Genomic DNA, 12,865 nt, shown 5'->3' on the forward strand with positions numbered 1-12,865 from the left:
GATGTGAATTGTCAGCTTTCAGGTAGGCTATCCGCTCTCAGAGGTTGCAAAGCGGGTTACAGAAGGAAAAAAAATGACAGTTCTCGCCCAGGAAGCCAAACACAGTGTCGTCGTTTTACATCAGCTCATTGAACGTATTTTTAATCAGCCAGCCGGATCTGATGACAGTTTCCAGCTGCTGATGTCCTATTTTCATCCTGAATTTCGCATGGTGACCCCAAAGGGCAAAGAGTACAATCTGAACGAGGTCGAGGATCTTTTCCAGCAGTTACAAGGGCAGCGGGAAGGGATGCGCATTGCCACCTGTGAACATGTCATTCTCTCTCATCATGAAAAAGAGATCGTCGTACAGTATCGCGAAATGCAGATGATGAACGGCAATAACCAGAGCCGCATTTCGCTGGCCATTCTGGATTGCAGCAGCTCTATTCCACGCTGGCGCTATCTGCAGGAGACGCTGGTCGCCTGAGGTGAGGGCAGAAAACAGACGAAAAAAAACCGGTGAATTCACCGGTTTTTTTATTTCAGGCCGCGCCAGCGTTACTGGTCGTGCAGCGTTTCGTCTTCACGGCAATCGCCCAGCGTACAGTGTCCATAGAGATAGAGGCTGTGGTTGGTCAGCTTGATGCCATGGCGGGTCGCGATTTCACGCTGACGCGTTTCAATCGATTCGTCGCTGAACTCGATAACCTTGCCGCAATCCAGGCAGATCAGGTGATCGTGGTGATGCTGCTGCGTCAGTTCGAAGACAGACTTGCCGCCTTCAAAGTTGTGACGAGTCACAATACCGGCATCATCAAACTGGTTCAGAACACGGTAAACGGTCGCCAGGCCAATCTCTTCGCCAATGTCGATCAGGCGTTTATACAAATCTTCCGCACTGACGTGATGGCACTCAGGTTCCTGAAGCACTTCCAGAATTTTCAGTCTGGGCAGCGTTACTTTCAGGCCAGCCTTCTTTAATGCGGTGTTGTTGTCAGTCATGCGGATTTTGTCCTGTTACTAATATTCACTTTTGTGGCTTATCGCCTTGAATGTCGATCTATGCTCATTCTCATTTGCGTCTCATTATAGAACTGAAGCGATGAAATGAAAACCAGAGGGCGTGTCTGAATCATCATGGGCTATTGGGGATTCGTCACCGGGCCGGGGAAGATTCTGACAGAGGTCTGTTAGCACATCACTTAGTCTTGCCGCCTGAGAAAATAAGCGGAAGATCGATGCGGGTATTCTACAGATTAAACGGAGAAAGTTAAAAAAATGTGGCTATTATTTCTATAGGCATTTTCATTGCCTCAATGTGAGCTGGCGCTCACATTGAGTCGGGCAGGATCAGGCTTCGATGATCTCTTTCAGCTGCAGTTCATCAAAAATCTGCTTAACCCATTGGTCAACACGCTGGCTGGTCAGCTCAGGCTGGCGATCTTCGTCAATGGCCAGGCCCAGGAAGTGGGTATCATCGGCCAGGCCTTTCGAAGCTTCGAAGTGATAGCCTTCAGTTGGCCAGTGTCCGACAATCACGGCACCGTGCGGTTCGATAATGTCGCGAATCGTGCCCATGGCATCACAGAAATACTCTGCGTAATCTTCCTGGTCGCCACAGCCAAACAGCGCAACCAGCTTGCCGTTAAAATCGATCTCTTCCAGCGTCGGGAAAAAGTCATCCCAGTCGCACTGCGCTTCGCCGTAGTACCAGGTCGGAATACCCAGCAGCAGGATATCAAACGCTTCCAGATCTTCTTTTGTGCTTTTTGCGATGTCATGGACTTCTGCAACATCTGTACCCAGCTGTTTCTGGATCATTTTTGCAATGTTTTCGGTATTGCCGGTATCGCTGCCGAAGAAGATGCCTACGAGTGCCATGAGTAAAATAACCTCTTAAATCCTGATGATGAGATGTGTGCCGCAGCACATTTCAGCGAATAATAGCAGACGAGAGAAAACCGGTGAACGGTTAAAGCCCCGACATTTGCCTCTGCGTGCGATTTGCCCGCATTAATCCAGTTTGAGCTGTGCCAGTAGCATCTGTTCAATCAGTTCGCTACGGCTGAGATTGCGCTGTTCTGCCAGCGTATTGAGTGCATCGACGGCGTCACTGTTCATTTTCAGTTCGACACGACGAAGCCCGCGTCCTTTGTCACGTTTCAGTTGATTGCGCTTGTTAATGCGCAGCTGTTCATCACGCGAAAGCGGACTGGTTTTGGGTCGACCAGGGCGGCGCTCATCAGCAAAGAGATCGAGCGTCGTGCGGTCAGTCTGTTCTTTTGCCATGGCTTAGTAAAACTGAATGGGGGCGGGCGCCAGACACTCACCGCGCAGATTATAAATTATTGGCCATTGCCGCAGCAAAACTGACCCGCGGCAAAATTTTAGCGCGCCATCATACTTCACGCTTACGCCGGACGCCAATCCTAAACCTTTACCGCCATCTATTTGCTTTTAAAGCGCAAAAAAGCGACGGACGCTGCGCAAAACGGCATCGGGTTTCTCTGCATGAACCCAGTGTCCTGCGCCACCGATCACATGCGCCTGAGCGGCCGGGAACTGCTGCAGCAACGCATCGCGATAGCTGTTATCCAGGTAGCTGGAGTCGCCGCCGCGAATAAACAGCGCCGGGTGATTCCAGGCGGGAACCGGCTGCCAGCCAGAGATCGTGGTGTAGTTATTCCACAGCACCGGAACGTTGAAGCGCCACTCCCCCTCCTGGAAGGATTTCAGCAGGAACTGGATCACCCCTTCTTCCTCGATCAGCGTTCGCATGACCTTCGCCGCCTCGCTGCGGGATGAGACGCCCGCATTGGTGACGGCACGAATGCCGGCAAATATCTGGTCATGACGGCGCGTCTGGTAATCCACCGGGGCGATATCGATCATCACCAGGCGCTCAATGCGTTCCGGCACCAGCGCGCTCATGGTCATGGCGATTTTACCGCCCATCGAGTGTCCGATCACCGCGACGCGATCAATGCCATGTGCATCCAGTGTTTCGACCATATCCTGCGCCATTACAGCGTAGTTCATCTCGTCAGATCGTGGTGAAAGTCCGTGGTTGCGGACATCTACCTGCAGCAACGGACCGGCATCTTTCAGCCCGCGCGCCAGCACGCCAAGGTTATCGAGACTGCCAAACAGACCGTGAATAAGCAGGATGGGCAGAGAATCAGCAGGGGATTGTTCAGTTTGCAGACGGGCGTTCAAAATCATAGCAAAGTTCTTAAGTTTGAGACCTGAGCTTAGGTTATCATGGTTTCACCTTTTCAGGCGCGCCGGTTCCGGCGGCATTAGGACATATTCTGACTTTTGCCCGTAAACCGTTTGATTGCTAACAACCCGCCTGACTTTAACTTTATAATCCTGATGTTAGAACCCACACACCCTTTGAATTGCCTGACTATACTCAGAGCTTTTCAGGAAACAGGTGGTTCTGTCATGAGAAAGAACCGTACGGAATAAGATGAAAACGATCGAAGTTGACGAAGAGCTCTACCGTTATATTGCCAGCCACACGCAACACATTGGTGAAAGCGCATCCGACATTCTGCGTCGTATGCTGAAGTTCACGGCCGGTCAGACTGCACCCGCTTCGCCTGCACAGCCAGCCTCAAAAGATGCAGCGAAAGAGTCCCAGCCTGCGTCTGTGGGTTCGCGCCCACAGGATCGTGTCCGCGCGGTGCGCGAGCTGCTGCTTTCCGATGAATATGCGGAGCAGAAGCGGGCGGTGAATCGCTTTATGCTTATCTTGTCAACGCTCTATCGTCTTGATACCGCAGCCTTTGCTGAAGCTACTGCATCTCTGCAGGGCCGCACCCGCGTCTATTTTGCAGGTGATGAGCATACGCTGTTGCAGAATGGCACCCATACTAAGCCGAAGCATGTGCCCGGCACGCCGTACTGGGTGATCACCAACACCAATACTGGTCGTAAATGCAGCATGATCGAACACATCATGCTCTCGATGCAGTTCCCTGCGGAACTGACCGAGAAAGTTTGCGGCACCATTTAAAACTTAAGCGTCAGGGAGCAGCGCCAATGGCCAATCACCCACGTGCCGGGCAACCCGCCCAGCAGAGCGATTTGATTAACGTTGCACAATTAACGTCACAATATTATGTCCTGCAGCCCGATGTGGCGAACCCGGAACATGCGGTGAAATTTGGCACTTCAGGCCATCGCGGCAGTGCAGGGCGTCAAAGCTTCAACGAGATGCACATTCTGGCGATCGCTCAGGCGATTGCCGAAGAGCGTAAAAAGAATGGTATCACCGGGCCTTGCTACGTCGGTAAAGACACCCATGCGCTGTCTGAACCCGCCATCCTGTCTGTTCTGGAAGTGCTGACGGCGAACGGCGTTGATGTGATTGTGCAGCAGGATAATGGCTATACGCCGACCCCTGCGATCTCGAATGCGATTCTTGAGCACAACAAAGCGGGTGGCGCGCTGGCTGACGGCATCGTGATTACGCCGTCACATAACCCACCAGAAGATGGCGGCATCAAGTACAACCCACCTAACGGCGGACCTGCTGATACTAACGTTACCAAAGTGGTGGAAGATCGTGCCAATCAGCTGATCAAAGATGGCCTGAAAGAGGTGAAACGTCTGCCGCTGGAGCAGGCGATGGCCAGCGGTCATGTGGTCGAGAAAGATCTGATCCAGCCTTATGTTGAAGGTCTGGCAGAGATTATCGACTTCCCGGCGATTCAGAAAGCGGGCCTGAAGCTGGGTGTGGATCCACTGGGTGGTTCCGGTATTGCTTACTGGCAGCGTATTGCTGAGCACTACAAGCTGGATCTGACGCTGGTGAATGACGCGGTCGATCAGACCTTCCGCTTTATGCATCTGGATAAAGATGGCGTGGTCCGCATGGACTGCTCGTCTGAAAGCGCAATGGCAGGCCTGCTGGCTTACCGTGACAAGTTCGATCTGGCGTTCGGCAACGATCCCGATTATGACCGTCACGGCATTGTGACTCCGGCGGGTCTGATGAATCCAAACCACTATCTGGCGGTGGCGATCAACTATCTGTTCCAGCACCGCCCACAGTGGGGTCAGGATGTTGCCGTGGGTAAAACCCTGGTCTCCAGCGCCATGATTGACCGTGTGGTCAACGACATTGGTCGCAAGCTGGTGGAAGTGCCGGTGGGTTTCAAATGGTTTGTTGATGGTCTGTATGACGGCAGCTTTGGTTTTGGTGGCGAAGAGAGCGCAGGCGCTTCTTTCCTGCGTTTCGACGGTACGCCGTGGTCTACGGACAAAGATGGCATCATCATGTGTCTGCTGGCCGCTGAAATTACTGCCGTGACCGGTAAAAACCCGCAGCAGCACTATGACGAACTGGCAGCGCGCTTTGGCGCACCAAGCTACAACCGTCTGCAGGCATCAGCCACCTCAGCGCAGAAAGCCGCGCTGTCGAAGCTGTCACCGGAGATGGTCAGCGCTGATACCCTGGCGGGTGATCCTATCACCGCTCGTCTGACTGCCGCGCCAGGTAATGGTGCATCTATCGGCGGTCTGAAAGTGATGACGGAGAATGGCTGGTTTGCTGCCCGTCCTTCAGGCACCGAAGACGCTTACAAAATCTACTGTGAAAGCTTCCTGGGCGCTGAACACCGCGCGCAGATTGAGAAAGAAGCCGTTGAGATTGTCAGCGAAGTGCTGAAAAACGCCTGATTAGTCGGGCAGATGAAAGATACGCTCGGTACCATTAAGGTTGCTGGTAAAGTCCAACCCGGCTAGCTGTTGGATCGTGCCAGCACAGGAAACAGGATCAGATCGGAAAGACGCAAAAGATGTCATCCATGACAGCTCGGCCCGCGCCATCCATGGCGCGGGACGCTTTCCTCCTCTGACCCTGTTCCCTGCGCCTCGGGGTTTATCCGTTGCGGTCAGTATTTGCTCAGATTTGAGTTTGTTTGCAGTCATGAAAGGCGCCTCTGGCGCCTTTTTTTATGGCATAAAGCGATAGCCGATCCCGGTTTCCGTCAGCAGATGAGCCGGTTGTGTCGGATTGGCTTCCAGCTTCTGGCGCAGATGTCCCATATAGATGCGCAGATAATGGCTGTGCTCCACCGCATTGGGTCCCCAGACCTGGCTCAGCAACTGCCGCTGCGTCAGCACCTTACCGGCATTGTTCAGCAGAATACTCAACAGACGAAATTCAATCGGGGTAAGGTGAATCTCGCTGCTGCCGCGCTGTACCCGTCGTGCGGCGAAATCGACGCTGACGTCGGCGAACGTCACCCTGGCATCCGGCTGCTGGCCACTATGACGACGCAGCGCAACCCGGACGCGCGCCAGCAGTTCGCCAATGCCAAAGGGTTTGGTCAGATAGTCATCTGCCCCCGCATCCAGTGCGGCGATCTTATCCTGCTCATCGCTGCGCGCTGACAGCACAATCACCGGTATGGCGCTCCACTGGCGCAGGTCACGAATGAAATCGGTGCCATCTCCATCCGGCAGACCCAGATCCAGGATCACTAAGTCCGGCTTGCGGGTCGCCGCTTCAATCAGTCCGCGTTGCAGCGTATCGGCATCAAACACCTTAAGGGCTTCATTTTCCAGCGCCAGCCGGACAAAACGCCGGATCTCTTTTTCATCTTCGACGATCAAAACCGTGGTCACGCATTACCTGCCTTGAGTGGGGACCGAAGCGCTACTTTATCAACATTTTATGCTGGCGTCCGCGACCATAATCTGTCGGCCCTTTCAACGCTAACGCAACCAGGCGGTAACCTTTTTGTAACTTAATTACAGGTTGATTCTTAAACAGCAAAAATAGCGGTAAATAAGTGGTCAGATGAGTAGTAAAATTACACAACCTGGCGTAAAGTTGAACACAGATCACATTCACACTATTTCACTTACCGGGAGGAGAAACCATGTATCGGGCTTATCCACGTTATAAAATTATTGCGCGACGTACGCTGGTGGTTCTTCTCGGCGTACTGGCGCTTCCTGTTATGCTGTTTCGACAGGATCGGGCACGTTTCTACAGCTATCTGCACCGCGTCTGGTGTAAGACCAGCGCCAAGCCGGTCTGGCTGGCGCAGGCGGAAGCGGGCGGTGGCGCGTTCTGGTGATTTCCCCTGCCGCAAAACAGGCCTGGTCAACTGACCGGGCTTTTTTTTGCGTTTTTTCTGAGAATAAGCGATCCGGAATCCCGTTTTAACCCTTTATTCCTGACCATTTTACGCTACACTTAAACCTCTACAAGATTTCGGAGGTTGTACAAGTATGAGCAAAAAAATCCCCGTTGGAATCAGTGCATGCCTGCTCGGCGACCGCGTCAGATTTGATGGTGGGCATAAGCGTCTTACTTTTGCGACCGACGATCTCACCCCATTTGTCCGTTTTGAGCCCATCTGCCCTGAGATGGCGATTGGTCTGCCAACGCCGCGCCCGGCATTGCGTCTGGTGAAGCAGGGCGATGATGAGCTGCATCTCTGCTTCAGCAAAGATGGCGGAGAAGAGGTTACGACGCAGATGCGTGACTGGTCTGCTGAGCGGGTAAAATCGCTGCATCACCTCTGTGGCTATATCCTCTGCGCCAAATCACCCAGTTGTGGCATGGAACGGGTGCGGGTCTATGAGCCCGATAACAACAATAACCGCAAAGCAGGCACCGGTATTTTTACTGAATTCCTGCAGCGCGAGATGCCCTGGCTGCCGCTGGAAGAAGATGGTCGTCTGCACGATCCCGCCCTGCGTGAGAACTTTATCGGTCGTGTCTGCGCGCTGCATGAATTTAATCAGATGTGGGAAAGCGGTCTGACCCGGCAGGGACTGATCGCCTTCCACAGCCGTTACAAGCTGATGATGCTGGCGCATTCGCAGGAGAAATACCGCGAGCTGGGACCCTTTGTCGCCTCCATGAGCCAGTGGGAGTCGCTGGACGCCTTTGCCTTTGAATACCGAAATCGCATGATGGAACTGATGTCACGTCCCGCCTCACGTCGCAATCACACCAATGTGCTGATGCATGTGCAGGGCTACTTCCGCACGCACCTGAGTTCACCGCAGCGCCAGGAACTGGCAACGCTGATTGACCGCTATCGTCAGGGCACACAACCGCTGCTGGTGCCGATTACCATTCTCAAACACTACATGGCGGAGTACCCGCACCCGTGGCTGGCCCAGCAACGCTATTTCGATCCCTATCCCGAAGCCTTGTGCTTACGCTACGGACAGTAATACAGGAGGAGTATGACCACCCATCTGGTCTGGCTGCGTAACGATTTACGCGTCAATGACAATCTGGCGCTGCACGCCGCCTGCCGCGACAGCGATGCAAAAGTGATTGCGCTCTACCTTGCCACGCCAGCACAGTGGCAGCAGCATGACATGTCACCGAAGCAGGCGGCGTTTATCCACGCCAGTCTGTTGCAGGTGCAGCGTGCGCTGGCGGAGCGGGGCATTGAACTGCACTACCAGGCGTGTCACGCCTTCAGCGACAGTATTGATGCGCTGCTGCAGTTCTGCGCTAAGCAGCAGGTCGATCAGCTCTTCTACAATTACCAGTATGAAGTTAATGAACGCCAGCGCGATGCGGAGGCTGAAAAGCATCTCGACGACGCGGGCGTGATTTGCCAGGGCTTTGATGACAGCCTGTTGCTGCCGCCCGGCAGTGTGCAGAGCGGCGATCGCTCGATGTATAAGGTGTTTACCCCGTTCAGCAAAGCCTTTGTCCGCCGCTTGCAGCAGGGGCTGCCTGAGTGCGTGCCTGCGCCGAAAGCGCGCGAAGGCGCACCGCTGAAAGCTACCCCGATTCCCGCCTTTGACTATCCAACCGAAGACTTTGATCAGGATCTGTTTCCGCCAGGCGAAGCGGCGGCGCTGAAGCGGTTGCGCCATTTCGCCACGCAACCGGTTATCGACTATCCCGCTAAGCGCGACCTTCCGGCGCTGGACGCCACCAGCCGTCTGTCGGTTTATCTGGCGACCGGCGTACTGTCGCCACGTCAGTGCCTGCATCGCGTGCTGCATGAGCATCCCGATGCGCTGGACAACAGCCGCGCGTTCACCTGGCTGAACGAGCTGATCTGGCGTGAATTCTACCGTCATCTGCTGGTTGCCTGGCCGGCGCTGTGCCGACACAAGCCGTTTATCGACTGGACGCGAAACGTTGAATGGCAGCGTAACGACGCACATTTCGACGCGTGGAAAGCGGGTAAAACCGGCTATCCGATTGTCGATGCCGCAATGCGTCAGATGAAGGCGCTGGGCTGGATGCATAACCGCTTACGGATGATCACCGCCAGTTTCCTGGTCAAAGATCTGCTGATCGACTGGCGTGAAGGTGAACGCTATTTCATGCAGCAGCTGATTGATGGTGACCTGGCCGCGAACAACGGCGGCTGGCAGTGGGCGGCCTCGACCGGCACGGACGCGGCGCCCTATTTCCGCATCTTTAACCCGACCACGCAGGGCGAGCGCTTCGATGAGAAGGGGGATTTTATCCGTCACTATCTGCCTGAACTGGCCGGGGTCCCTGACAGCGATATTCACCAGCCCCATGTCTGGGCGGAGAAGCATCATAAGAAACTCGATTATCCGGCACCAATCGTGGATCATAAGGTGGCACGTAAAAAGACATTAGACGCCTTTGAGCGCGCCAAGAGCGCAGCCTGAGGCCTCGAAGGAGCCTGAATGAACCATTACGAATTAGAGACGCTGATCAATCAGCAACTCGACAGCCACAGCTTCAGCGATTACGCCCCCAACGGTTTGCAGGTTGAGGGACGCAGCGAGATCAAAACGATTATCACCGGCGTCACTGCCTGTCAGGCGCTGCTGGATGAGGCGGTGGCGCGTCAGGCCGATGCGATTATTGTCCATCATGGCTATTTCTGGAAAAGTGAACCGGCCGCGATTAAAGGTATGAAGCGCCGTCGTCTGCGGACCCTGCTGGCCAACGATATCAATCTCTATGGCTGGCATCTGCCGCTCGACGCGCATCCTGAATTAGGCAACAACGCCCAGCTGGCGAAACTGCTGGATATCGAAGTGCGCGGCGAAGTGATGCCGCTGGTGTTCTGGGGTGAGCTGGCTGAGCCCCTGTCAGGCGAACAGCTGGCCCGCCGAATCGGTGAGCGGCTGGGACGTGAACCGCTGCATTGTGGTGACAACGCGCCAGCGCTGATCCGTCGTATTGCCTGGTGCAGCGGGGGCGGGCAGGGCTTTATCGACCAGGCCGCGGCGGCGGGCGTCGATGCCTTTATCACCGGTGAAGTCTCTGAACAGACTATTCACAGCGCGCGTGAGCAGGGGCTGCATTTCTTTGCCGCAGGCCATCACGCCACCGAGCGCGGCGGCGTAAAAGCGCTGGGCGACTGGCTGGCGCAACACCACGATCTTGATGTGACCTTCATCGATATCCCTAATCCTGCCTGACACTCTCCCTTGTCCTGCGCGCCTGCGCAGGACCTAAATCTGTTGACACATCCCTGTCACTTTCGCATAACTGTTTGCTTTACGTAGATAAGCAATGGGCTGTACCGGGCATCCGGTCAGGTCGGCCAGGCGCGATCTCAACTGAGCGGGAGGTAGCTGTTGCAACGAGCACGGTGTTATTTATTGGGTGAACGCGCTGTCGTGCTGGAGCTGGAACCGCCGGTCTCACTGGAGAGCCAGCAACGAATCTGGGGACTGAATCAGCGCCTGCACGACTATGCCAGCGTGCTGGAGGTGATCCCCGGCATGAACAACATCACCCTGATCCTGCGAGATCCCCAGCAGAGCGCGCTGGACGCGATAGAGCGGCTTCAGCGCTGGTGGGAAGAGAGTGAAGCGCAGTTGCCGGAGTCACGTCAGGTGGAGATCCCGGTGATCTATGGCGGCGAGTCTGGCCCCGATCTGACGGTGGTGGCGGAACACGCCGCGCTGACGCCCCGCCAGGTGGTTGAGCTGCACAGCAGCAGTGACTATGTGGTCTTTTTTATCGGCTTTCAGCCCGGTTTTCCCTATCTGGGCGGACTGGATCCGCGCCTGCACATTCCGCGGCGTGCTGAGCCCAGGGTTGCGGTGCCCGCCGGCTCGGTAGGCATCGGCGGCAGCCAGACCGGCGTCTATCCGCTGGCTTCGCCCGGCGGCTGGCAGTTGATTGGCCAGACGCGCACCGCGCTGTTTGATCCCCTGCAGCAACCGCCTACGCTGCTCCGTCCCGGTGACAGGGTTCGCTTTGTGCCGCAACAGGAGGGCGTATGTTAAACATTCTGCGAGCCGGCCTGGCCGCGACTATTCAGGATGCGGGCCGTTACGGCTGGCGTCAGTATGGCATCAGCCCTGGCGGTGTGCTGGATCATCCCGCGATGTTCACCGCCAATGTGCTGGTGGGCAATGATCCCGACAGCGCGGTGCTGGAGATGGTGCTCGGCCAGTTCAAAGCGGAGTTTACCCGCGATGGCTGGTTTGCGCTGACCGGCGCAGGCTGCCATGCGGAGCTTGACGGCCAGCCGGTCTGGACGGGCTGGCGCACGCCGGTGAAACGGGGGCAGCTCCTGTCACTGGCGATGCCGCAGCGCGGTATGCGCAGCTATCTGGCAGTGCAGGGCGGTTTTGATATCCCCGCGATGCTCGGCTCCGCCAGCACCGATCTAAAAGCAAAATTTGGCGGATTCCAGGGGCGAGCCTTGCAGGATGGCGATCAGCTCCCGCTGGGTAAACCGACCCGCACGTTTGACCGTAAAGTCGGGGTGCGGCAACTGCTGTGGGGCAACCGCATCCGCGCACTACCTGGCCCGGAGTATCACGAGTTCAGCCGCGAAGCGCAGCAGGCATTCTGGCGTACCGCATGGAAACTCAGCCCGCAAAGTAACCGGATGGGATACCGGCTTGAGGGACGCAAGCTTGAGCGCGAGAGCCCGCGCGAGCTGCTGTCACACGGCGTAATGCCGGGTGTGATTCAGGTGCCGCCGAACGGACAGCCTATCGTGCTGATGGCGGATGCCCAGACCACCGGCGGCTATCCGCGCATCGCCTCGGTTATCGAAGCCGATCTCTATCACCTGGCACAAATCCGGCTGGGTGAGCCGATTCACTTTATTCACTGCACCCTGCCGGAAGCGATGCTGGCACGTCAGCATCAGCAACGCGCCCTGGACCAGATGAAGTGGGGACTCCATGAAAATTGATTTAAACGCCGACCTGGGCGAGGGCTGCGCCAGCGATCAGGCGCTGCTGCAACTGGTGAGTTCCGCCAACATCGCCTGTGGCTTTCACGCAGGTGATGCGCAGACCATGCTGCAGTCGGTGCGCTGGGCACAGGCATCCGGCGTCGCGATTGGTGCGCATCCCGCTTTTCCCGATCGGGAGAACTTTGGCCGCAGCGCCATGCAGCTGCCGCCGGAAACGGTCTACGCCCAGATGATCTACCAGATTGGTGCGCTGAAAAGTCTGGCGGAAAGCGAAGGTGCGCGGCTGCTTCATGTTAAACCGCATGGCATGCTCTACAACCAGGCTGCGGCCGATCCGGTGCTGGCGGACGCCATTGCCCGCGCCATCAGGGCGGTCGACAGCCAGCTGATTGTGGTGGGACTGGCTAACAGCGAATCGATTCGCGCGGCGGCGCACTACGGCTTACGCACGCGGGAAGAGGTGTTCGCTGACCGTGGCTATCTCAGCAGCGGTGCGCTGGTGCCGCGCAGCGAGCCGGGCGCGCTGATTGAAGATGAACAGCAGGCTATCAGTCAGACGCTGACGATGGTGCAGCAGGGCAAAGTAAAAAGTATCACCGGAGAATGGGTTGCGGTGAATGCACAGACCGTCTGCTTACATGGCGACGGCGCGCACGCCCTGCAATTTGCACAGCGGTTGCGTGATGCGTTTGCCGATCAGCAGATTCGTGTCACCAGCAACTGAATAACCACAT

The 12,865-nt window shown here is 56.1% G+C and carries 15 protein-coding genes; 10 read left to right on the forward strand and 5 right to left on the reverse strand.

All coding sequences use genetic code 11. The features are described from left to right. The first annotated feature begins 73 nt into the window (after positions 1-73). Positions 74-469: a hypothetical protein gene (locus HFD95_RS04720; RefSeq protein WP_010260686.1), complete on the forward strand. Its 396-nt coding sequence runs from the start codon at positions 74-76 to the stop codon at positions 467-469. A 71-nt stretch (positions 470-540) separates the two neighbouring features. On the opposite strand, the gene fur is transcribed toward HFD95_RS04720, so the two are convergent. The 4 genes from fur to ybfF form a co-directional block, all read right to left on the reverse strand. Next, positions 541-984, reverse strand: a complete 444-nt coding sequence (gene fur, locus HFD95_RS04725) for a ferric iron uptake transcriptional regulator (protein ID WP_009091454.1) — start codon at positions 982-984, stop codon at positions 541-543. A 348-nt stretch (positions 985-1,332) separates the two neighbouring features. Then, entirely contained in the window at positions 1,333-1,863 is a 531-nt protein-coding gene (fldA, locus tag HFD95_RS04730) for a flavodoxin FldA (protein ID WP_010260687.1), read from the reverse strand. A gap of 132 nt (positions 1,864-1,995) precedes the next feature. Continuing rightward, a complete protein-coding gene (gene ybfE, locus HFD95_RS04735; protein ID WP_010260688.1) occupies positions 1,996-2,271 on the reverse strand; it encodes a LexA regulated protein in 276 nt (91 codons plus the stop codon). A 168-nt stretch (positions 2,272-2,439) separates the two neighbouring features. After that, positions 2,440-3,204 carry an esterase gene (gene ybfF / locus HFD95_RS04740; RefSeq protein WP_132499466.1) on the reverse strand — a complete coding sequence of 255 codons (765 nt, stop codon included), beginning with the start codon at positions 3,202-3,204 and terminating at the stop codon, positions 2,440-2,442. Between the two features lie 250 nt (positions 3,205-3,454). Here ybfF and seqA point away from each other — a divergent pair, with 250 nt between their 5' ends. Beyond that, entirely contained in the window at positions 3,455-4,003 is a 549-nt protein-coding gene (gene seqA, locus HFD95_RS04745) for a replication initiation negative regulator SeqA (RefSeq protein ID WP_010260690.1), read from the forward strand. Between the two features lie 26 nt (positions 4,004-4,029). Then, on the forward strand, positions 4,030-5,670 hold the full coding sequence (pgm, locus tag HFD95_RS04750; RefSeq protein WP_167429903.1) for a phosphoglucomutase (alpha-D-glucose-1,6-bisphosphate-dependent): 1,641 nt from the start codon (positions 4,030-4,032) through the stop codon (positions 5,668-5,670). Positions 5,671-5,946: 276 nt separating this feature from the next. Here the strand turns inward: pgm and kdpE are convergent, their stop codons facing one another. Next, positions 5,947-6,621, reverse strand: a complete 675-nt coding sequence (gene kdpE / locus HFD95_RS04755) for a two-component system response regulator KdpE (RefSeq protein ID WP_010260694.1) — start codon at positions 6,619-6,621, stop codon at positions 5,947-5,949. Between the two features lie 257 nt (positions 6,622-6,878). Here kdpE and HFD95_RS04760 point away from each other — a divergent pair, with 257 nt between their 5' ends. The 7 genes from HFD95_RS04760 (at position 6,879) to pxpA (ending at position 12,855) form a co-directional block, all read left to right on the forward strand. Further along, positions 6,879-7,079, forward strand: coding sequence for a DUF2517 family protein (locus HFD95_RS04760; protein ID WP_010671290.1), 201 nt, complete (start codon positions 6,879-6,881; stop codon positions 7,077-7,079). 154 nt (positions 7,080-7,233) lie between these two features. After that, on the forward strand, positions 7,234-8,190 hold the full coding sequence (locus HFD95_RS04765; RefSeq protein WP_010260698.1) for a 2-thiouracil desulfurase family protein: 957 nt from the start codon (positions 7,234-7,236) through the stop codon (positions 8,188-8,190). Between the two features lie 12 nt (positions 8,191-8,202). Beyond that, positions 8,203-9,627 carry a deoxyribodipyrimidine photo-lyase gene (phrB, locus tag HFD95_RS04770; protein WP_167429904.1) on the forward strand — a complete coding sequence of 475 codons (1,425 nt, stop codon included), beginning with the start codon at positions 8,203-8,205 and terminating at the stop codon, positions 9,625-9,627. Between the two features lie 18 nt (positions 9,628-9,645). Continuing rightward, positions 9,646-10,389: a type 2 GTP cyclohydrolase I gene (locus tag HFD95_RS04775; protein WP_010260703.1), complete on the forward strand. Its 744-nt coding sequence runs from the start codon at positions 9,646-9,648 to the stop codon at positions 10,387-10,389. A gap of 159 nt (positions 10,390-10,548) precedes the next feature. After that, the gene (gene pxpB, locus HFD95_RS04780) at positions 10,549-11,205 is read left to right on the forward strand and encodes a 5-oxoprolinase subunit PxpB (RefSeq protein WP_033771143.1); all 657 of its coding nucleotides are present in this window, start codon (positions 10,549-10,551) and stop codon (positions 11,203-11,205) included. Continuing rightward, positions 11,199-12,128: a 5-oxoprolinase subunit PxpC gene (gene pxpC, locus HFD95_RS04785; RefSeq protein ID WP_052270804.1), complete on the forward strand. Its 930-nt coding sequence runs from the start codon at positions 11,199-11,201 to the stop codon at positions 12,126-12,128. Before pxpB ends, pxpC begins: the two co-directional genes overlap by 7 nt. Next, positions 12,118-12,855, forward strand: a complete 738-nt coding sequence (gene pxpA / locus HFD95_RS04790; protein ID WP_010260713.1) for a 5-oxoprolinase subunit PxpA — start codon at positions 12,118-12,120, stop codon at positions 12,853-12,855. Before pxpC ends, pxpA begins: the two co-directional genes overlap by 11 nt. Positions 12,856-12,865: the final 10 nt, after the last annotated feature.

The organism is Pantoea sp. EKM10T (genome assembly GCF_011800685.1).
Lineage (GTDB): Bacteria > Pseudomonadota > Gammaproteobacteria > Enterobacterales > Enterobacteriaceae > Pantoea > Pantoea agglomerans.

What these genes read in the sequence shown, in the direction of transcription:
- fldA (WP_010260687.1), bottom strand. Translation starts at nt 1,863, where the DNA reads ATGGCACTCGTAGGCATCTTCTTCGGCAGCGATACCGGCAATACCGAA.
- HFD95_RS04760 (WP_010671290.1), top strand. Translation starts at nt 6,879, where the DNA reads ATGTATCGGGCTTATCCACGTTATAAAATTATTGCGCGACGTACGCTG.
- HFD95_RS04775 (WP_010260703.1), top strand. Translation starts at nt 9,646, where the DNA reads ATGAACCATTACGAATTAGAGACGCTGATCAATCAGCAACTCGACAGC.
- phrB (WP_167429904.1), top strand. Translation starts at nt 8,203, where the DNA reads ATGACCACCCATCTGGTCTGGCTGCGTAACGATTTACGCGTCAATGAC.
- HFD95_RS04720 (WP_010260686.1), top strand. Translation starts at nt 74, where the DNA reads ATGACAGTTCTCGCCCAGGAAGCCAAACACAGTGTCGTCGTTTTACAT.
- HFD95_RS04765 (WP_010260698.1), top strand. Translation starts at nt 7,234, where the DNA reads ATGAGCAAAAAAATCCCCGTTGGAATCAGTGCATGCCTGCTCGGCGAC.
- seqA (WP_010260690.1), top strand. Translation starts at nt 3,455, where the DNA reads ATGAAAACGATCGAAGTTGACGAAGAGCTCTACCGTTATATTGCCAGC.
- fur (WP_009091454.1), bottom strand. Translation starts at nt 984, where the DNA reads ATGACTGACAACAACACCGCATTAAAGAAGGCTGGCCTGAAAGTAACG.
- pxpA (WP_010260713.1), top strand. Translation starts at nt 12,118, where the DNA reads ATGAAAATTGATTTAAACGCCGACCTGGGCGAGGGCTGCGCCAGCGAT.
- pxpC (WP_052270804.1), top strand. Translation starts at nt 11,199, where the DNA reads ATGTTAAACATTCTGCGAGCCGGCCTGGCCGCGACTATTCAGGATGCG.
- pgm (WP_167429903.1), top strand. Translation starts at nt 4,030, where the DNA reads ATGGCCAATCACCCACGTGCCGGGCAACCCGCCCAGCAGAGCGATTTG.
- ybfF (WP_132499466.1), bottom strand. Translation starts at nt 3,204, where the DNA reads ATGATTTTGAACGCCCGTCTGCAAACTGAACAATCCCCTGCTGATTCT.
- ybfE (WP_010260688.1), bottom strand. Translation starts at nt 2,271, where the DNA reads ATGGCAAAAGAACAGACTGACCGCACGACGCTCGATCTCTTTGCTGAT.